Raw genomic sequence first — 21,389 nt, 5'->3', positions numbered from 1 at the left:
ATGTTTATTTTCAAATATGAGGGATTAGTGATCAATAATCGTCGTCATCAAAATCATCCAATTCATCCAACGAGTCAAACTCATCTAACTCGAAATTATCCTCATCCTCGAAAAGGTCATCCGAATCCTCGTCGTCATCGGGCCCACCATCAAAAGTGACCAAAACGTCATCCTCCAAAGTCGCTAAATCATTGTCGTGCATCATTGGCGTTTTCATAATCATCATTAATAAAGTATTGTTTTTATAAGATAAAAATAACAAGATTTTGATTTCAAAACATTTTTTTTAGAAAAAATATATTTCTATATATCCCGCTGCTTATTCGCCTATTTCGCCTATGGTATTGCCCTCCTGCACGATTTCTTTCAGCTTAGGCAAATCAGCCGTGCTGTTGATGCCGAAGTGATCCATGAATAGGTCGCTGGTGCCATATAAGATGGGTTTCCCCAAGGTATCGGCTTTCCCGACAATTTTGATCAGCTCCTTTTCCAGCAATCGCTGCACCGTATAATCACAATTGACGCCACGGATCTGTTCGATCTCCAGTTTGGTGATCGGTTGGCGATAGGCAATGATTGCCAGCGTTTCGAGCGCCGCTTGGCTGAGCTTCTTTTTCGCGCGGTGCGCTTGCAGGTGGTTGATGGTCGCATAGTAGGATGCTTTGGTCAAAAACTGGTATCCGTTATTGATGGATTTCAGTTCGAGTACCCGGTCCTGCTGTTGGTACCGCCCGGCGATTTCTTCCAGCGCTGCGTGTATGGCGGTCTCGGCTATTTCGTCGCCTATGGACGCTTCGAGGACCTGCTTGAGTTCAGTGACCCCGATTCCGTATTCCGAAGCGTAGATAAGCGCTTCTACCTGTTGGCTCAAACTTTCCAAATCCCCCGTAGCCATTAATAGTTGATCACTTGTTCTTCCATCATTTCGGGCAGCTCTCTGAATTCATATTTCTGGGTGCGGAGCTGCGGTTCGAATCCCGCTTCGCGGATTGCATCCTGGATGGATCTGGAGGTAAACCGATGCGGTGCGCCAGCTGCCGAAACCACATTTTCTTCGATCATGATCGATCCAAAATCATTGGCGCCTGCATGCAGGCAGAGCTGTGCCACTTGCTTGCCAACCGTCAGCCAAGAAGCCTGGATGTTCTTGATGTTGGGCAACATGATGCGGCTCAGCGCGATCATCCGGATGTATTCTTCGCTGGTGACATCGTTGGTGATCCCACGGAGGCGCTTGAGCAGGGTGCCGTCATCCTGGAAAGGCCAGGGGATGAAAGCGGTAAAACCATAGGAAGCCGCAGGGCGCTCTTCCTGCACCTGCCGTATCCATACCAAATGTTCAAATCGTTCCGCCAATGTTTCAACGTGTCCAAACATCATGGTGGCAGACGTGGATAAATTGATTTGATGCGCTGCGCGCATGACATCCAGCCATTCCTGACCGCCGCATTTGCCTTTGGAGATGAGCCGCCTTACCCGGTCGTTCAAGATCTCCGCGCCGGCGCCCGGCAAGGAATCCAGCCCTGCATCTTTCAGCGCACGGAGCACATCGATGTGACTCATGCCTTCCAGTTTGGCGATGTGGGCAATTTCCGGTGGACCGAGCGAATGCAGCTTGAGGGTCGGGTACAACGATTTTAATTCCTTAAAAAGGTCGGTGTAAAACGCTAATCCCAAATCGGGATGGTGCCCGCCTTGAAGCAACAGCTGGTCGCCACCGAAGCGAAAGGTTTCTTCTATCTTTTGTTTATAGGTCTCGATATCGGTGATGTAGCTATCTTCATGCCCGGGCCTGCGAAAAAAATTGCAGAATTTGCAATTGGCGATGCAGACATTGGTCGTATTGACATTCCGATCGATCTGCCACGTCACCTTGCCATGGGGGACCTGTATCTTGCGCAATTCATTCGCTACATAAGACAGGTCTGCGATCGATGCATGGTTATACAACTGAATTCCTTCGTCAATCGAAAGAAACTCAAAATCCAACGCCCGGCTAAGCAATTTGGCAACATTCATGAACGCAAAGATACGCAGTTTTTAGAAACCAAATAGGTTTTCGAAGCGACTAAATGTTATGCACCCCGCTTGCATATGTGTAACCGAATTGTTAAGTTTGTGTCACCAATTGATAATGCCTTGCTGACGAAACCTGGTATGGATACTGACGCTGAATTACTCGACCGGATACGTCAAGACGACCAAGCTGCTTTTAAGGAATTGTACAAACGGTATTGGAAGCGCTGCTATGCACAGGTATTGCAGCGATCGGGCGATACGACCTTGGCGGAAGATTTGACGCAGAATGTGTTTGCTTCGCTATGGGAAAACCGGAAATCTGCGGTGATCAAGAATCTTGGCCCATACCTGTTCGCCGCGGTGCGCTTTCGGTTTATCACCTACCTGAAATCGCAGTTGCAGGAAAGCACCTATCGGTTTCATTTCTTAGCCGACCATCCTGATGCGCAAAACCCCGTGGACGCCGCCATGCGGATCAAAGAACTAAACGAAGCCATTGACAGAGGCGTGGGCATGATGCCCTCGAAAACCAGGACCGTCTACACGCTTAGCCGAACGGAACACTACTCCGTAAAGGAGATCGCGAATAAACTGAACCTGTCTGAAAAGGCCGTGGAATATCACATCACCCAATCGCTGAAGACCATGCGCCTTGTCCTCAAAGATTTCCTATCCGTCATGTTACTCCTGCAAGAAATTTTTTGAAATTTTTTTTAGGGGTTGCCATGATTGAATAGACTTACTAATATAATGACCAATTACCTTGCGAACTCATGAGTAGGGAAAACTTTCATCGGCTATTGCAGCGGTACCTGGATGGGAAATGTACACCGGAAGAAACGCAGTTAGTACACCACTGGTATGACATGCTGGACGAAACGCATCAGGGCGCGTTTGATGCCGGTGATCTGGATGTCATGGAAGACGTCATTTGGAATAAAATATACAGCCAAATCAATAAGGAAGAGGACCTGCCGGACATGCGGAAGCCGCTCGACTTGCCGAAAATGCCTGTCCGTTTTTGGTTGGTTGCAGCCGCCGTCGCTGCGCTATTGATTACCACCGGCACGCTCTTCTACTTCCGCATTGTGTGCTATCCGGTCAAACCTTCGTTTGCGTCATCAAGCGCGGTGTTGGACAATTCGATTGTGAGGGTAACGAATGGCACCAAGCATCACATGAAAGTCATTCTGCCGGATGAATCGTTGGTTGAGCTTTACCCGAATGCACAGCTCGAATACCCCAAACAGTTCAAGGCCGGGAGTCGGGAAGTACGTTTGACTGGAGATGCCTTCTTCGCCGTCGCAGCCAACCCGGAAAATCCCTTTTGGGTTTTTCATGAGGGCATGATCACCAAAGTGCTGGGCACTAAGTTTAAAATAAGCGCCCCCAAGGAAGGGGTGCAGGGTGAAGTGATCGTTTATTCGGGCAAAGTGGACGTATTCTACAATGTCGGTAATCGCAATTTCGTGAAAAGAATGTTGTCTGCACCGGAAAAAGCGTCTGTCACGACTAACCAAAAAGCGGTATTGTTGGCGCAGCGGATCGAAGAAACCGTCGTGGAAAACCCCCTGCCCATCAGCGAGCAAGTGGACGCCGTTGGCCATGAGACCTTTCGGGATATTTCGATGACCGCATTGGCGAAAACACTTAGCGACCTCTATGCGTTAGATGTAGTAGCAGATAGCAGCTTGGCCGGCATTACATTCACCGGTGACATCAGTGGGATCGGGTTATTTAAGCAATTGGATATCATCAGCACGGTCACCAGTACGCATTATGAAGTAAGCGGCACCACTATTTTTTTGAGGCACAAAGACTGACCACATAAACACACATTTTATATACCAAACACACTAATGCATATCAATATGAAAGATGAGAAAACTTAACCCACTAGCCAGCCGATCTTAATCGGACAGTAAGCAAGCACAGCTAACCGTTTTTACTGATCATGTATGATTGGTGTCCCGACGCGGCGGGAGTACCTGATGGTCGTTTTGTACCCAGTTGGACCGTATCGAGCCTTCATGCATGCGTGCAGTGTTAACCAAAAAATACCGTTATGAGAAAACCAAAGACATAATCAAAAGACCGGCAATATGGGGGTATTGCCGGTCACCCACCGGATGTATTCCGGAGTGATTTACAGTTCAAAAAATCCGTTTACGAACCATAAATTTTTCAAAAATATGAAAAAAGAACGAATTATTGCTTTAACCAAAATAGCGATGAGACTCACCTTTTTATATGCCCTTATCACGCTGGTCGCTGCACTGTCTACTCAGGCTAAGCACGCTGATGCACAGGGTATTATGGATAAAAGAATTGCGTTTTCTGCTAAGCGGATCACGATCAAAGACATGATCGCTGCGTTAGAAGACCAATCGGATGTCCACTTTATTTACAGCGCTTCTGCGATTAAAGCTGACAGGAAACTGAAGGTGTCCGCCATTTACGGAGATTTGGGCCATGTGCTGGATAAGGTTTTTAAACCAATCGGAATCACCTATAAAATCGAAAACGACAAGATTTTACTATACAGTCTATACCAGGATATGACCATTACCGGTACTGTCACGAATGCACAAGACAATTTGCCGATACTCGGCGCGGTGGTGAAGGTAAAAGGCACTACGCGCGGCACGAGCACCAATGAAAAGGGACAGTTTTCGTTGACCGTGCGGCCAAAGGAGGTGATAGAAGTCAGTTATGTCGGCTTTGCGGCACAGGAGTTTGTAGTGGATAGCGCAAAGGCAGTATACACCCTCGCCCTGCAAGAATCGCAGAGCACCCTGGATGAAGTGGTGGTCACCGGCTACTCCACGCAACGTGTGAAAGATCTGACCGGATCGGTTGCTGTAGTGGATGTAAAAGGATTGAAACAACAACCGGCAGCCAGCCCAATTGAAGCCCTTCAGGGTAAAGCTACCGGCGTGCAGATTATTAACAGTGGGGCGCCTGGTGCTACGCCGCAAATCCGTATCCGGGGCTTCAGTACCATCAATAATAATGATCCGCTCTATATCATCGATGGCATGCCCTATGAGGGTAAGCTAAGTTGGTTGAGTTCCAATGATATCGAAAGCATGCAGGTGCTGAAAGATGCCTCGGCAGCTTCCATCTATGGCGCCAGGGCCAACAATGGTGTCGTGATTGTTACCACCAGACAGGGGAGCAAAGGTTCGCCAAAGATTACACTGGATACCTATTATGGTACACAGGCGCCCATCCGGAGCCGCTTCCCCGAAATGCTAACCCCGCAGCAATACGGGGAGTATGTATACCGGCAGCAGAGAAATGCCGGTGCAACTCCGGGTACCACCGGAACGACCGGCCAGAACTATGGCTCGGATCCAGATCATCCAACATTGCCCGAATACCTGCTGGCCGGGGATAAAATGGGACATCAAATCACTGCAGAGGATGCCGATCCCTCGAAGTATCGTTATGTGATGGATCCTGCACAGTATTACACCATTGTCCCCGCAAATCAAGCCGGCACCAACTGGTTCGATGCTATTACGCAAAACGCTCCGATACAGAATTATCAGTTGAGTGTCCTGGGCGGCGGTGAAAATGCGGTATACGCACTGAGTGGAAGCGCATTCAAGCAGGGAGGGACGTATCAATATACCGGGTTCGACCGGTATACCATCCGCAGCAATGCCAATTTTACTTTTTTGGACAACCGGCTTACGATTGGCGAAAACATGCAATACTCCGCTACCAACGGACATGGCTTCGGCGTCAACGAAAATCGATCCGGCGCTTACCAGGGTGAGGACTCGGCGATTGGTTGGGCTTATCGTATCCAAACCATTGTGCCGGTATACGACATCATGGGCAATTTTGCGGGTACCAAGGGTAGCATGATGGGCAATGCCGATAACCCACTGGCGGTGCTATACCGGCAGAAGGATAACACAAACCAAAGCGGCCAGTTTTTCGGAAGTGCTTTTGCCGATTTGGAGCTGGTAAAAGGGCTCAATTTCCGGACTACCTTCGGATTACGCCACGAGAATTTCAACGGCAGGTCCATCGGGTATCCCAACCCGGAACGCTCGGAAGGTAGCTTTACGAACAATACGCTGAGTGAGTATCGGGGTACCAATACCGAGTGGACCTGGTCGAATACCGCCACCTATGAAAACACGTTTAATGGTGTGCATAGGTTGAAGGTACTTGCCGGAACGGAGGCCGTTGAGTCAAACTATCACCAGTTGACGGGAAATGGAAATGATTTCTTTGTAACGGGCGACCTCAATTATTATTACCTCAATACGGCTGCAACCACTGTTGGCGGCAGTGAGGGGAGCGAGGGATCCTTGTTTTCTGTTTTCGGACGAGTCGAATATGGGTTTGACGACCGGTACTTACTGTCAGCTACGGTGCGCCGCGATGGGTCGTCAAATTTCGGACCCGAAAACCGTTATGGCACGTTCCCCGCTGCCAGTGTTGCATGGCGGGTATCGAACGAAGGTTTCCTGAAATCGGTTTCCTGGGTGAATGATCTCAAAATCCGGGCTGGTTATGGTGTTACGGGAAATCAACGTATTCCCTCATTCCAATTTATGAGAAGATATGCTTCGGGGGTTAATCCGTCGTTTTATCCGATTGGCGGGGGCAACGACCTTTCGAGCGGACTGTGGACCAGCGACTACGATAACCAGGCTGTGAAGTGGGAAGAGCTGAAATCGGTAAACGTCGGACTCGACTTTACGTTGTTCAATAATACGATCGATGGTACGTTTGACTGGTTTGACCGGCGCACCAGCGATGTACTGTATCCGGTACCGCAACCCGCTGCCGCCGTGGGTACAGGGAACTCGCCGTATGTCAATTCCGGCGACATGCAGAATGCCGGTATTGAACTTGGCTTAAACTATCATTATGTGGGCGACATGAGTGAGGACGCCTTCCGGTTTGACGTCGGCATATTCTTTTCCAAATACACCAATAATATCGTTGCGCTCGCACCCGGTGTCAAAGAGCAGCCCTACCTCACGTTACGCGAGGTGACGACCTCCGTATTAAGGGCCGGCGCGCCGTTTGGTGCTTTTTATGGCTATGATATGATCGGGATATACCAAAGCGAAGATGACATTGCGAACAGCGCTTCGTATGGAGGAGCCCGTGTGGGCGGCCCTAAATTTGCGGATATCAACGGAGACAATGCGATCGATGGGGATGACCGGACAATCATCGGCAACCCGCATCCGGATTTCATCTATTCACTTAACCTGGGTGCGTCTTACAAGCGATTTGATATCAACATGTTCTTTAACGGGTCGCAGGGCAATGACCTGTTTGATCTCACCCGTCAGTATACCGACTTTTATGCATTTCCCGGTTCGGTAAGCACCCGTACACTGGATGCCTGGAGTCCAAGCAATCCGGAGAGCATGATTCCTTCGGCCTATGCCAATGCACCCACCATCGAGCGGCAATCTTCCAGTTACTACGTACAAGACGGTAGCTTTTTCCGGATGAAGAACCTGCAAATCGGGTATACCCTGCCTACGGATCGTATGTTTCAGGGCCGGGTATCCAATCTACGGGTATATGCCAGTGCGACCAACCTATTTACCCTAACCGGTTATAGTGGCATGGACCCGGAAGTGAGCCAATATGGATCCACAGGCTTTACCGGCCCCGGGGTGGATATGGGGGTTTATCCCGTGCCGCGCCAGTATCTATTGGGGCTGAGTGTTATGTTTTGAGCGATGAGCACATTTGGATTTCGGATTACAACCATTGAACAATAAAACTCTTCAATAATGAAAACACGATATAAAATAATTGTATGCTCGGTGATGATGATAGCTATCGGCGGATGTAGCTCGGATTTCCTGGACCGCACACCGCAGGGACAATTGATAGACGAACAGTTGAACAGCACCAAGGGCGTGGAATGGCTGCTTACCGGAGCGTACGGGTTGATGAATGGCAACCGGGATGGAACCTGGGGCAATTACGGGTCGGCCCCCAGTCAGTGGCTCTATGGAGATGTAGCCGGTGGTGATGCGCATAAGGGAAGTGAAGCCGGCGACCAGGGCACGATGCTCGAAATCGAACATCACACCGCTATTCCGGTCAATGAACACCTGGCTACCATGTACCGCAATTATTACGAAGGTATTATTCGGTGCAACACCACACTGCGACAGTTGAAGATTGTGCAGGAAACCGCTGACGAAAAATTCTCGGACGAGCGGGCTGCTGAAGTTGAAGCAGAAGCGAAGATGCTTCGGGGGCATTATTATTTTTTCCTTTGGCGGGTGTTCAAAAATATCCCGTATATCGATGAAACCGTCTCTACTGCCGATGCCGCCGCAATCTCGAACAATACAGATGTCTTGCCTATGATTGAGGCCGATTTCCAGTTTGCCGTGCAGAACCTGCCGGACACAAAGCCGCTGGGTGAAGTAGGCAGGGCAGACGGCATTGCTGCCAAAGCGTATCTCGGCAAATTGTACCTGTATCAGGGGAAATTTGCCGAGGCGCTAGCGCTGTTTAAAGACGTCATCGCTGCAAAGCCGGATCTGGAAAGCTTGCCTTTCCTGGACAATTTTGATATCAATAGGGAAAATGGACCGGAGACGATTTTTTCTGCACAGCACGCCATCAATCCAAACGGGAGTGGTGACAACGCCAACGTGGGCGATATGCTTGCGGGAGTGCAAAATTCGCCAACCCCAATGAACTGCTGCGGTTTTTTTAATCCCTCCTTTGATTTGGTCAATTCATTTCGGGTCACGTCATCGGGGCTGCCTATGCTCGACGGCTCTTATCGGAATAATCCCTATAAATCGGATTTTGGGTTGACCGGAAGCGCTAAACAAAATTACGAAGTAGACAAATCCCTTGCATTGGATCCGCGGCTTGATTATACCGTCGGGCGCAGGGGGGTACCCTACCACGATTGGGGAATCTTTCCAGGCGATGCGTGGCTCCGTGAACCTGCGTCCCACGGACCTTTTGTATCCTACAAACGACTGTTGGACCAGGCTGATTTTACGGGAAACCTGGCGACTGATGGTAACGTGACCGCACTGGATGTCCAGATCATCCGGCTGGCTGATGTGTACCTGATGGCAGCGGAATGCGCTGCAGAAACGGGAGACCTGGCCTACGCACTTGCCCGGGTCAACAATATTCGGAATCGGGCAGCCCAGCTTCCGGCCAAGAAAATCGGTAACGCCGATGCCGCCGCATATAACGTAAAACCTTATCCGGCGTTTGCTTCGAAGGAGTACGCCCTGGACGCCATCCGTTTCGAACGCAGGTTGGAATTGGCGCTGGAAGGACACCGGTACTTTGATCTGGTACGTTGGGGTATCGCCAAGGAAGAACTGGAAAGCTATTCGGCTTTTGAAGGGGGCTTCAGCGAAACCTTCAATAGGCTTTACGGCGACCTTAATTTTGGAGAAAAGAATACGATGTTCCCGATACCGCAGGAACAGATCGACAGGAGCGGGGGTGCATTGATACAGAACGAGGGTTATTGATTGGAGGTAACGATGAACACACGGAGAAGGTTCATTAAGCAAATGGGCATAGGGATCACTGCGGTCACTGCCTATCCGATGGTACATCCGTTGCTTTCCTGCCAAGGACCGAGTGCGGGAAAGGAGCAGGAAACCGTGGATAGCGATACGCTGTTTTTTAAGCTATCGCTGGCCGAGTGGTCGCTGAACAGGGCGATCTTCAGCGGCCAGCTGGATCACCTGGATTTCCCGCTGTACGCAAAAGACCATTTCGGAATAAACGCGGTGGAATATGTGAACCAATTTTTTATCGATAAGGCGAATGACCAGGCGTACCTAGGTGAATTGAAGCAGCGGTGTGACGATAACGGTATCACGAGTGTGCTCATCATGTGTGACTTAGAAGGGGATTTAGGCGATACCGATGCCGCCCGCCGGAAGCAAGCGGTGGAAAACCATTATAAATGGGTAACCGCCGCGCAGTTTCTGGGCTGCCACGCCATCCGCGTGAATGCAGCTGGGCAGGGCGCGGCCGAAGAAGTAGCACAGTATGCTACGGAAAGCCTACGGCAGCTGGCCACGTTTGCGCAGGACTATGATCTTTCGGTCATCGTTGAAAATCACGGCGGATATTCGTCTAACGGCGGATGGTTGAGCGGGGTGATGAAAGCGGTAGCGATGCCCAATTGTGGGACACTACCCGATATGGGTAATTTTTGTATCAGGCGGACGGAGCCCAAGGAGCAGACCGTAGAGGCCTACCTGGCTACGGAGTGTCTGGAAGAGTACGACCGCTACCAGGGAACGGCAGAACTGATGCCTTTTGCCAAAGGGGTAAGCGCAAAAACATTTGATTTCAATGCGCAGGGCGACGAGACGAGCATCGATTATGTACGTATCCTCAAGCTCGTCAAAGACGCCGGTTTTACCGGATACATCGGTATCGAGTATGAGGGGCATAGTCTCCCGGCGGATGAAGGCATTGCTAAGACGAAGGCATTGCTCGAAAGGCTCGGACGGGAGCTGTCGTAGAAATAGGGTATCCGGCAGCCTGCGCTTGCCGGATACTCCTTTTTATGCTATCTTAGGCCCGTTCAACTTTATGCATGTCGATACAAAAAAACCATAGACCCACTATACGGGCATGGGCCATGTTTGACTGGGCAAACTCAGCGTATAACTTGGTCATTACCTCCACGATTTTTCCTGCATATTATACGGCCATCACGTATACCGAAGCGTACGGCGACCGGGTTGATTTTCTGGGCTTCCGGGTGGTCAATACCGCGCTTTCGAATTTCGCATTGTCCTTTGCCTATCTTTTCATGGCACTGCTGCTGCCCATTTTATCGTCGTTGGCCGATTTCAAGGGCAGCAAGAAAGCCTTCATGAAGGTGTTTACCTATCTCGGCGGCGCAGCCTGCATGGGCTTGTTTTTTTTCAAGCTCGAAACATTGGAATGGGGGATCGCCTGTTTCACGCTGGCCGCCATGGGATATGTGGGGGGTGTGCTCTTCAATAATTCGTATTTGCCGCAGATCGCCACGGTCGATCAGCAGGATCGCGTGAGTGCCCAAGGGTTCGCCTATGGTTATATCGGCTGCGTGACGTTGCAGGTGATCTGCTTTGTTTTTGTGCTCAAGCCAGCGTGGTTTGGCATCACCGATCCGAGTTTCCCGGCAAGGCTTTCATTTTTCCTGGTGGGGATCTGGTGGATAGGCTTTGCCCAGATTCCGTTCAGGAAGCTGCCCAAGGATACACGCAACGACCAACGTGTCACCCGACACGTCTTGCGTAAAGGATTCGCAGAGTTGCAGGAGGTGTGGAAACGGTTAAAGGATATCCCGCAGATCAAGCGTTTTTTGCCGGCCTTTTTTTTCTACGCCATGGGCGTGCAGACGGTCATGATCGTAGCGGCGGCATTTGGCGAAAAAGTACTCCACCTCGGGGCACCCAAGCTCATCGCCACGATATTGATTATCCAGCTGGTGGCAATAGGCGGGGCCTACCTCATGTCGTTGCTGGCCCGCTATATCGGCAACGTACGGGTATTGATGTTGGTGGTATGCGTATGGATCGGGGTTTGTGTGGCGGCCTATTATATCCGTCACGAAGTACATTTTTACCTGCTGGCTGCGCTGGTCGGACTGGTGATGGGAGGTATCCAGTCGCTTTCCCGTTCCACTTACTCCAAACTATTACCTGTGGGTGAGGAAGATACGGCCTCGTTTTTCAGTTTTTATGATGTCACCGAGAAGATTGCCATCGTCATTGGGTTGTTTTCGTTTGCGCTTATTGAGCAAATGACCAACAACATCCGCTATTCGGCATTATGTTTGGGTGTGTTCTTTCTGATCGGATTAGTGTTATTGTGGCGGATGTTGACCGGGCAGCGTAGCTAGCCAGTGTTTAGATTAAGTATATGACGGTATCATTATTCATCCCTTGTTTCATGGACCAGCTTTTTCCCGAAACAGCATTCAATACGGTGCGCGTATTGGAGAAAGCCGGATGCGAGGTGGATTACAATCCCGAGCAGACCTGCTGCGGGCAGCCGGCTTACAATGCCGGCTTCTGGGATGAAGCAAAAAAAATAGGCCATAAGTTTCTGCATGATTTCCCAGACGACCGGGTCATCGTGTCGCCTTCGGCATCCTGCACCGGCATGGTCCGCAATGCCTATAACGACTTATTTACCAATACCATGGTCCATAACCGTTGCCGGGCGATTCAGGGAAACATCCACGAGCTTTCGGATTTTTTGGTGAATGTACTTAAAAAAGATTACTTTGGAGCCGAGCTGGAGGGCCGCGCCGTGTATCACGATTCGTGTTCGGCCCTGCGGGAATGCCACATCAAGGAAGAACCGAGGCAGCTCTTGGGCAAGGTAGATGGCCTGGAGCTGGTAGAAATGCCGCAGGGAGAAACGTGCTGCGGCTTCGGCGGAACGTTTGCCGTGAAGTTTGAGGCCATCTCCAGCGCCATGGCCGAACAAAAGGTCCACCATGCAATGGCGATGGAAGCGGATTTCATCATTTCTACGGATGCTTCTTGCCTGCTGCACCTGCAGGGATATATTGATAAACACCAATTGCCGATCAAGACCATGCACCTGGTGGATGTACTGGCCAACGGTTGGGCAAATATTTAATAAATTGTATTCGTTTAACTTGTTAATATCATGACAGACAGAAGATCATTTTTAAAACACCTCGGACTAGGCGCGCTGAGCCTTTCGGTATTACCGTCGGTGGCGCAGTCGGCATCATCGGCTGTGCGCAACCAAAAGCTCTTTTTTGATATTTCACTTGCCGAGTGGTCGTTGCACCGTACCCTTTTTGCGGGCAAGCTGGATAACCTGGATTTTCCGGAAACCGCCGCGAAAACCTTCGGTATCCATGCGGTGGAGTACGTCAACCAGTTTTTTAAAGATAAGGCCAAGGACCAAGCCTATTTGAGCGAACTCAACAAAAGAGCCAAGGACCACGGTGTCAAGAATGTGCTCATTATGATCGATGGGGAGGGGGCGTTGGGAGCGGCAGCTGATCAGGAACGGACAACGGCCGTTGAAAATCATTACAAATGGGTAGAAGCGGCCAAATTTCTGGGGTGCCATGCCATCCGCGTAAATGCCGCCGGAAAGGGAACGCCGGAAGAAGTCAAAAGTGCCGCCATTGACGGATTGGGACGGTTGAGTGAGTTTGCGGCCCAGCATGACATCAATGTCATCGTGGAAAACCACGGCGGGATATCGTCACACGGTGATTGGCTGAGTGCCGTGCTGCGAGGCGTGGGCAAACCCAATTGCGGCAGCCTGCCCGACTTCGGGAATTTTTACGAATATGACCGCTACCAGGGCGTAACGGATCTGATGCCGCTGGCCAAGGGCGTGAGCGCCAAGAGCCATGTTTTCGACCAAAACGGCGATGAGACCGGCATCGACTACCGCAGGATGCTGCAGATCGTCAAAGATGCGGGCTACACCGGATACGTGGGGATCGAATACGAAGGAGACTCGGTCAGCGAAGAAGCAGGCATCAAGGCCACCAAGCGGTTGTTGGAGCGGGTAGGAGCGGAGCTGAGTTAGTCCCCACGCATCTGCATTCGTATATTCAGTCTTTCCCAAATCGAGCAACTGATCATCAATAGTTGGCGCGACGATCATTTAGGGCCAGAAGTAGTCCGCTAATCCCGATAATAAGATAGCTTATCACTAACGGGAAAACACTACTGCTCATCAGGTTGCTGATTATTGAACCCAGCGTTGCACCAATCGAAAAGAAAATGGTACCATAAATTGAGGCGGCCATCCCTGCCACGGCTCCTAAAGGCTCAAGTGCAAGAGCACTGCTATTGGGTTCAACAGCCAGATTAATTGACATCATTAGTGTAACGGCAATGAAGAATAGAAGCATATTTGGTGGATCCCCAAAACGTACTGTAAGTATAGCCAAACCGGTTGCAACAAGGGTATAAATAAGAAGCAAGGATTTTACAGCTTGCCTTGCTCCATATTTTGTTGATAAGTATGAATTAGCAAAGGCTGATAAAGCCATGAGCAGACCCATGCCCCCAAAAATCCATGCAAACAGCGCAGGCTTACCGTAAAGCCCGCCTATAATATGTTCTGAGCTGGCCACATAGGAACTGAGTGTTGTAAAAAGAAGCGTGGTAATGGCCGTATATCTAAGAAAGGTCCGGTTGCGCAAAACATTCCCCATAGATTTGCCAATACTGGCGAAATCAAGGAATGTTCTTTTGCTGTTTGGTAATGATTCTTCCAAACGCGATGACCATAAAAATACGATCAATGCAAACAAAGGAGGTGTTAAGAATACCATTTGCCACGAGGAAAGATGCAAAATAGCCGACCCTAAAAAAGGGGCGATCACTGGTGTAAAAAGAAAAATGGTAAAAATAAAAGACATGATTCGTGCCATTTTATTGCCAACAAAACGGTCTCGTACACTTGCAATAGTGGTTGTAAAAACTGCTGATGCACCTACACCGGCTATAAAGCGTGCAACTAACATCAGTGAAAGGCTGGGAGCGAAAGCGGCGGCTATACCACCGATGATATAAAGAGGGAACCCGATACGAAAAATGGGTAATCGTCCAAAACGATCGGAAAGCGTTCCGAAAATAATCTGCGCTACCTGACCAAGAAAAAAGGATGAGATGATTTTGGCGGTTTCGGTTGAATGTGGATCGAGGTTAAAATCCTTTCGCAGTGCACCGAATGCAGGAAGCATAATGTCTATTCCCAACGCTGTCAGCGTCATTGTTGAAGCCGACAGTGCAATAAATTCACCCTGTTTCATTTTCATCAAGATCCTGCATTTCAATTTCTTTCAGCTTTACGCATTGAATAAATCATCCAATCATTTATCGTGCTCTTCGTAGCATGGGGCGTAAAACAGGCGAACCGCCCGATTGAATCTCGCCAATAACCTCGAAACCGTGACGCTCATATAACGAAATATTCTTAGGGTTCGAAGATTCGAGATACGCAATTAATCCATCACGATCAACGGCTTTTAGCGCTTCAGCCATCAATGCGGTGCCTACGCCTGCACCCTGATACGCCGGGTCGACACCTATCATCGGCAAATACCAGTGCCGTTCGGTGGGGTGAAATTTTTCCATCTGCTCAAAAATTGCTGGCAGATCTTCCTTTACATCGTCGCCAACGTTTTCATTGAACAGCCTCATCAGCGATTCCCCATCAGATTCGATGCCGGGTGGCAACCACAAGGCAACGCCTGCGAAACCATCGGCAATATAGGCTGTACCCCTCTGGAACGCACTTCCGCCGAAAGCCCTTGCTATCGAAGGAAACGTTGCTAAATATTTTGCAGGGTCCGGAAGAGACCATCGGACCATCGGATCAATGCTGAATGCCAATGTTAATGCATCGATGGCGCCGCCTTCATCCGATGCCTGAGCGATTTTTATTGTCATATCGTATTCATTTTCGTTGTGAACAAGCCATTGCCGGTAGATCTGCCGGGCTATTTTTATAAACTATTGCTGTAAATCGTCAGCGTATGTTTCAAGAACGAAACGTGAAAAATCAGATTTTCCATATTCGCCAATTTTATTTGGTGAAAATAGTGTCTATCCGGTATTTTAAAGGGGGGGCTAATGGACTTTCTTGCGGGGTATTTAGGACATGATAAATTTTCTGCTTTGAAGATGCTTTGCTGCGAATTTATATTATCGCCATTGAAAATGAAGAAGAGGATTAAAGGTAACCGCAGGAATGAAGGCATTACGGCGATTGGGTAATGGTGATAGAAAAGGCCGCTGGTTAAAGCGGCCTTTTAAAATTTGTACCTAGGGCGGGAATCGAACCCGCACTCGCTTTAGGGCGAACAGGATTTTAAGTCCTGCGTGTCTACCAGTTCCACCACCTAGGCAACCGAATGTCCGCAAAGATAGCGTGTTTTGCGTATAAGCAAAGGGATTTTTTTGATTTATTGAAATTCGCCCTTCCGTTGTACGCTTCGTTTCCTTGCCTGTATGTTGCGCGGCACTTCATTTTGTTTGTCCGCCTCCTGGTAGCACAGATTGATTATTGTTTTCAGTCCCTTGATGATGCGTTCCCTTCCCTCCGCCGTTTTGATGTCGATTTCACAGAAGGTGCCGCCCGTGCCGTTGGCGTGCAGATTAAGGTAATAAATCCCGCCGATCAGCAGCGCATAAACCGCCCTGATATCGATGTCTGTATTCGTAAACTCCGGGTCGGTAATTTTAAAAAGGTTTGATCCGAGTGCTTCCCGTATGAGGCTCACCTCTCGCATAAGCTTGCTCTTTTCGGAGATCTCCCAAAGGATGATCTTCTGTGTTTCCGGCAGTGTCTGCAGGTGATTGAATAGGTTTTCAAGGAATGAGCCTGCCAGCGCTTTACCGTGGTTATGCTTATTCTCCGTCATCAATTCGCCGACTTCCGAGTTCAACGTGACCCAATAATCTTTCTGTTTGATATAGGTCTCAATCAGGTTATCTACCGTGGTGAAATAGCGGTAAATGAGTTTTTTGCTTACGCCCGCTTTGTTAGCGATGTTATTAACGCCTAATTTGGAATAACCCTCGGTGCGTATTACTTCACCCACCGTTTCGATCAGCTTTTGTTTGGTGCGCTCTTTATTCCGAAATTCCCCCTCTGGTATTTTTCTTGCCATTACTAGTTGTTTTAATTCATACGAGCTGTAGTTTTTTGCTAATGTACTCAAAAGCATCGAGTACGATATCCAATTGTGCTTCGGTATGCGTAGCCGATAAACTCATCCGTATACGCGCATCTTTCTTGGCAACCGCCGGATACAATATGGGGTTTGCGTAGACGCCATGCTCCAGCAGCATGCGGCCGGCGTCCCCCGTTTTATGCGGGTCGCCTATTTTGACCGGAATGATGGCTGAGGCGGTCGTGCCGATGGATAAGCCGATTTCGAGCAACCCCTTTTTTAGGTATTCGGCATTCTCCTGGAGCCTGGCCCGCCACCAAGGTTCTTCATCAATCAGGTCAATGGCCTTGATAATGCCCAGCGTAGAAGGGGCGGAGGTCGCCGAAAATATCTGCTGCCTCGATTGAAATTTGAGGAACCGGATATGCTCAGGATCTGCGATCACGAACCCACCGATACTGGCAAACGCTTTGCTGAATGTGCCCGTTATGAAGTCAACATCGTTCAATAGGTCCAACATTTCCAGTGCCCCCCGGCCTGTCTTGCCCAATACGCCGATCCCATGCGCATCATCGACCATGAGGTAGGCACCATACTTTTTCGTCAGGTATACGATTTCCCGTAGCGGGGCCAGGTCGCCATCTTGCGAATAAATGCCGTCAACGATCACCATCTTGGTACGGTATTGATCTTTTGAATGTTTCAGGATACGTTCCAACGATTCCACGTCGTTGTGCAGAAAGGTCTTTTTGGTGGTCAGTATACATCCTTCATGTACCGATGCGTGGATTGCCATGTCTACGATAGCGATGTCTTCCTTTTGCAGTAAGCTCAACAGGGAAGCGCTGTTTGCAGTGTAGCCGGTCGTGAAAATGGCAGAACAGTCTGCCGATCGTCCAAAAAAAGCAGCGATTTTCTGTTCTAACAGTTCATGGTATTCAAAATGGCCACCGATCAATGGAGAAGCGCCAGCTCCGGTCCCAAAACGTTCAATACCTGCAATGGCCGCGGCTTTTACCTTTGGGTGCTGGGTGAACCCTAAGTAGTCATTAGATACCAGACTAATAAATGTGCTGCTTTTTTCTGCATTCGGCAGCTTAACAGACATTTCCGGCGCGCAGCCGGAGGAGTTGAGCAAACGGTAATTCATGTGACCGTTGTGTTCCATGAATTTTAGAAACTGACTGAATATCAGCGACCGTTCATTGATTTCCATTCCTGGAATGTTTTCGAAATCCTTAAAGGTTGCTTGGTTGAAATCAATTGCCATAACTTTTGTTAATTTTTTGCGGAAAAGATAGGGACAAAAAAGGTTTAAAGTGGTGACATAAGTATTTTAAAGGAAAATGCCCCTTACGGGGCACCCTCCTTCATAGGTAGATGTGGTAGGCTCTTGAATTACTCGCAGGTAAAGGTAACTACCGAATTGGTTCCAAGTGGTGACATAAATAAAATTATCAAATTTTTTAAATAGTGGCGCTTTACCGGTCCAAATTTGCCGCTCGATGGGGGAGATGAAGGGACTTTCATGATTTGATTAAAAAAAATTAATCTGTGCGTAACACGGCCAATCTAATTTCGCCGCACTGCGTATATTTGACGCTTGTTTAAACCTTTTACTTATATGAATTTGAAAATTTGCATGAAAACTTTCCTGTTGAACGTGATGGGGATGTTGCTATGGGTTTCGGTATCCCACGCGCAGACAAGAACCATCCAGGGCCGCGTGACCGACAGCGGTGACGGGACAGCGTTGTCCGGTGTCACCATTACGGTCAAGGGAACATCAGTATCCGTACAGACGGACGCGGAGGGGCATTATGCCATTCAGGTTTCCGGAGAACAGGCCGTGCTGGTATTCACATCTGTGGGGGCGACCACACGGGAAGAGGCCGTCGGAACCCGTTCGGTGGTAGACGTCACCTTATCGGCCGATAGTGAGCTGCTTGATGAACTGGTAGTCATTGGTTATGGAACGCAGAAAAAAGTCAACCTCACGGGCGCGGTGACGGTTGCTGACCAAAAGAAATTGGCCAACCGCCCGATCACGACCTCCTCCCAGGCCCTGCAGGGACTGAATGGGTTGCATGTCAATCAAAACACGGCACAGCCCGGCAATGACCAGGCCACGATCCGGATACGCGGAGTGGGTACCTTAAATAACAACGATCCCTTGGTACTGATCGACGGTATTTCATATCCTTTATTGGATATCAACCCGAATGAGATCGAAAGCATATCCGTGCTGAAGGATGCGGCGTCAACCGCCGTTTACGGTTCGCGGGCGGCCAACGGTGTTATTCTGATCACCACCAAGGCTGGTAAGCGGGGCGAGGGTTACCGCGTCAGCTATAATAACTATTTCGGAGCAGAAGACATTATTAAGCTCCCCGATGTCGAGTGGGATCCCATTAACTTCATGAAATATAAAAACATAGCACTCGGCAATGAGGGCAAGGCACCGGAGTATACCGAGGCGGAAATAGCGGAATACGAACAGGGCATGGCCGGTGATCCCAATGGTTATCTATATCCGCGCACCAATCCCTATGACATCGCCCTGAAAACCGGCTTCATGCATGAGCACAATGTCACCGTGTCCGGAGGGGGCGATAAGCATAACCTGGCGATTACCCTTGGGGCGTTGAACCAAGACGGCATCCTGAAATACGGCAAATCAAAAGCCAACAAATATTCCATGGGATTGAACGGCAGGGTGGATGTGACGGATTTCCTCTCTATCGGTGCTAAAATATCAGGGGTCTACCGGAAGTTCGATGAGCCGCAGATCACGACAAACAGTTACTGGGAGCAGGCCATCTTCCGCACGGTCCCCATTTTTCCGGTCCTGATCGAAGATGGCCGGTACGGCAACACGTGGCTGCGCTCCACCGGATTGAATGCCTGGGCCAATACCTTATCGAGGCTTAAAGAGGGCAGTCGCGACTACGTGCGGACCCGCATCCTCAGCAACGTCTTTGCCGATCTGAAACTGCCGCTCGGCATTACCTATCGCGCCAATGTGGCGGCCAATACGTATGATTATGTGCAACATGTATTCCAGCCTTATTTGGAAAACGTAAACCCCAAGACGCTCGTTCCGGTCATTATCTCCAATACCACCCAAGGGTATCGGCGGTATGAGAAGGAGATCAACCTGACCGGCTTCCATACCCTTGACTGGAATAAGCAGTTCGCGGATAAGCATACCGTGTCCGTATTACTGGGTAATAGCATCGAAACCTTCTCCTGGGAATATTTCAACGCACAGAAACAAGGTTCCATGGATAATGAACTGACGGACCTGGATGTATTCCTCACGAACCCCACCGTGGCCGGAAACAGTACTAAGTCGGCCATCCTGTCTTATTTCGGGCGGCTGAATTATAACTTCGATGAGAAATACCTGGTGGAGGTCAATTTCCGCAGCGATGGATCCTCCCGCTTTGCCAGGGGACATCGCTGGGGGTTGTTCCCGTCCTTTTCCCTCGGTTGGCGGATAGATCAGGAAAATTTCATGGAAGACGTCGACTGGATCACCGGCCTGAAACCCCGTTTTTCGTGGGGTAAGATCGGCAACCAAGAAATTGCGCTCTGGAGCTATATTAATGCTGTCGGGTTGAATCAAAACTATTCGTTCGGTACCGTAGAGGCCATCGGTGCGGCCACTACCGCTGCGGCCGACCCGAACCTCAGCTGGGAAACCACAACGATGACCAACCTCGGGCTCGACTTCATGACATTCAACGGAAGGTTGAATACGACGGTCGAGCTGTATAATAAAGTAACCGATGGGATCCTACGCCCGGTAAACTACGCTTCCCAAGTGGGCGACCTGACCGGCCCGACCACCAACGTCGGTGCTATGCGCAACAGGGGCATAGAGGTGTTGCTGAATTACCAGGACCAACAAGGCCAGGTGTCGTATGAAATCGAAGGCAGTTTGGCATACAATAAAAATGAAGTGACCAACCTGAATGGTCAGGAGATCATCTCGGGGCGCTACATCACGGCAGAGGGTTATCCCGTGCAGTCATATTACATTTATGAGGCGGAGGGGATCTTCCAATCGGATGAGGAAGTGGCCAGCCACGCCTTCCAAAACGCGGCCACCAAAGCGGGTTTCCTGAAATACAAGGATCAGAATGGCGATGATGTCATCGATGCAAAGGACCGGAAGATCTTTGCCGGTGTGGTTCCGGAATACACCTATTCCTTCCATCTCGGTGTCGGGTATAAGGGATTCCAGTTGAACGCGTTTTTCCAGGGTGTGGGTAAGGTGTTCACCTATCCCCAACACAATGTCAGCTATCCGTATTACAATGGAGCTGGCGTGACCAAAGAGTGGGAAACGGACGCCTGGACACCGGAAAACCCCGATGCGCGGTTGCCGATCCTGACCACCAGTACTGGGAATACGCTCAATTTCGAAAACTCTACGTTCTGGCTGCAAAACGCCTCCTACCTGCGATTGAAAAACCTGCAGTTGGGTTATACATTCCCGTCAGCCATTGTACAGAAGATCGCATTGAAAGATCTGAAACTATTCGTCAACGCACAGAACCTGCTCACGTTTACCAAAATGAAGAACTGGGATCCCGAAAAAAACCTGACGCAGGATAATATTTTTACATACCCTCAGGTAAGAACCTTTTCCGCAGGGATCAACGTCACCTTATAAAAATTAACGAAC

16 protein-coding genes and 1 tRNA gene are annotated in these 21,389 nt (G+C 49.5%); 9 read left to right on the top strand and 8 right to left on the bottom strand.

The annotated features are described in order from the left end of the window. Window positions 1-31: 31 nt before the first annotated feature. From ACMGDE_RS16735 to mqnC, 3 genes are all read right to left on the bottom strand, one after another. Complete coding sequence (locus ACMGDE_RS16735) at window positions 32-217, bottom strand: hypothetical protein (RefSeq protein ID WP_436833971.1); 186 nt, start codon at window positions 215-217, stop codon at window positions 32-34. Window positions 218-319: 102 nt separating this feature from the next. Continuing rightward, window positions 320-895 (bottom strand): SMC-Scp complex subunit ScpB, encoded by a 576-nt coding sequence (gene scpB, locus ACMGDE_RS16730; RefSeq protein ID WP_436833970.1) that lies wholly within the window; start codon window positions 893-895, stop codon window positions 320-322. After that, window positions 895-2,019: a cyclic dehypoxanthinyl futalosine synthase gene (mqnC, locus tag ACMGDE_RS16725; protein ID WP_436833969.1), complete on the bottom strand. Its 1,125-nt coding sequence runs from the start codon at window positions 2,017-2,019 to the stop codon at window positions 895-897. The genes scpB and mqnC overlap by 1 nt, the downstream gene beginning before the upstream one ends. Before the next feature lie 138 nt (window positions 2,020-2,157). On the opposite strand from mqnC, the gene ACMGDE_RS16720 reads away from it, so the two are divergent. The 8 genes from ACMGDE_RS16720 to ACMGDE_RS16685 all read left to right on the top strand — a co-directional run bounded on the left by ACMGDE_RS16720 (window position 2,158) and on the right by ACMGDE_RS16685 (window position 13,596). Then, a complete protein-coding gene (locus tag ACMGDE_RS16720) occupies window positions 2,158-2,724 on the top strand; it encodes an RNA polymerase sigma factor (protein ID WP_436833968.1) in 567 nt (188 codons plus the stop codon). Window positions 2,725-2,792: 68 nt separating this feature from the next. Then, on the top strand, window positions 2,793-3,842 hold the full coding sequence (locus ACMGDE_RS16715; RefSeq protein WP_436833967.1) for a FecR family protein: 1,050 nt from the start codon (window positions 2,793-2,795) through the stop codon (window positions 3,840-3,842). Window positions 3,843-4,250: 408 nt separating this feature from the next. After that, on the top strand, window positions 4,251-7,742 hold the full coding sequence (locus tag ACMGDE_RS16710) for a SusC/RagA family TonB-linked outer membrane protein (RefSeq protein WP_436833966.1): 3,492 nt from the start codon (window positions 4,251-4,253) through the stop codon (window positions 7,740-7,742). 57 nt (window positions 7,743-7,799) lie between these two features. Further along, window positions 7,800-9,530, top strand: coding sequence for a RagB/SusD family nutrient uptake outer membrane protein (locus ACMGDE_RS16705; protein WP_436833965.1), 1,731 nt, complete (start codon window positions 7,800-7,802; stop codon window positions 9,528-9,530). 12 nt (window positions 9,531-9,542) lie between these two features. After that, the gene (locus ACMGDE_RS16700; protein ID WP_436833964.1) at window positions 9,543-10,541 is read left to right on the top strand and encodes a sugar phosphate isomerase/epimerase family protein; all 999 of its coding nucleotides are present in this window, start codon (window positions 9,543-9,545) and stop codon (window positions 10,539-10,541) included. Between the two features lie 74 nt (window positions 10,542-10,615). Then, complete coding sequence (locus tag ACMGDE_RS16695; protein ID WP_436833963.1) at window positions 10,616-11,911, top strand: MFS transporter; 1,296 nt, start codon at window positions 10,616-10,618, stop codon at window positions 11,909-11,911. Between the two features lie 20 nt (window positions 11,912-11,931). Further along, on the top strand, window positions 11,932-12,660 hold the full coding sequence (locus ACMGDE_RS16690; RefSeq protein ID WP_436833962.1) for a (Fe-S)-binding protein: 729 nt from the start codon (window positions 11,932-11,934) through the stop codon (window positions 12,658-12,660). 30 nt (window positions 12,661-12,690) lie between these two features. Next, window positions 12,691-13,596, top strand: coding sequence for a sugar phosphate isomerase/epimerase family protein (locus tag ACMGDE_RS16685; RefSeq protein ID WP_436833961.1), 906 nt, complete (start codon window positions 12,691-12,693; stop codon window positions 13,594-13,596). Window positions 13,597-13,651: 55 nt separating this feature from the next. Here the strand turns inward: ACMGDE_RS16685 and ACMGDE_RS16680 are convergent, their stop codons facing one another. The 5 genes from ACMGDE_RS16680 to ACMGDE_RS16660 form a co-directional block, all read right to left on the bottom strand. Further along, entirely contained in the window at window positions 13,652-14,836 is a 1,185-nt protein-coding gene (locus ACMGDE_RS16680; protein ID WP_436833960.1) for an MFS transporter, read from the bottom strand. Window positions 14,837-14,894: 58 nt separating this feature from the next. Further along, window positions 14,895-15,470, bottom strand: coding sequence for a GNAT family N-acetyltransferase (locus tag ACMGDE_RS16675; protein WP_436833959.1), 576 nt, complete (start codon window positions 15,468-15,470; stop codon window positions 14,895-14,897). Between the two features lie 372 nt (window positions 15,471-15,842). Beyond that, window positions 15,843-15,928, bottom strand: a tRNA-Leu gene (locus ACMGDE_RS16670). Between the two features lie 57 nt (window positions 15,929-15,985). Beyond that, window positions 15,986-16,693, bottom strand: a complete 708-nt coding sequence (locus tag ACMGDE_RS16665) for a TetR/AcrR family transcriptional regulator (RefSeq protein WP_436833958.1) — start codon at window positions 16,691-16,693, stop codon at window positions 15,986-15,988. A gap of 16 nt (window positions 16,694-16,709) precedes the next feature. Next, a complete protein-coding gene (locus ACMGDE_RS16660) occupies window positions 16,710-17,966 on the bottom strand; it encodes an aminotransferase class I/II-fold pyridoxal phosphate-dependent enzyme (RefSeq protein ID WP_436833957.1) in 1,257 nt (418 codons plus the stop codon). Between the two features lie 372 nt (window positions 17,967-18,338). On the opposite strand from ACMGDE_RS16660, the gene ACMGDE_RS16655 reads away from it, so the two are divergent. After that, on the top strand, window positions 18,339-21,377 hold the full coding sequence (locus ACMGDE_RS16655; RefSeq protein ID WP_436833956.1) for a SusC/RagA family TonB-linked outer membrane protein: 3,039 nt from the start codon (window positions 18,339-18,341) through the stop codon (window positions 21,375-21,377). Window positions 21,378-21,389: the final 12 nt, after the last annotated feature.

Origin of the sequence: Parapedobacter brassicae (assembly GCF_051400755.1) — a bacterium.
Lineage (GTDB): Bacteria > Bacteroidota > Bacteroidia > Sphingobacteriales > Sphingobacteriaceae > Parapedobacter.
The sequence above is the reverse complement of the archived record's forward strand: the minus strand, read 5'-3'. Positions and strand labels throughout refer to the sequence as shown.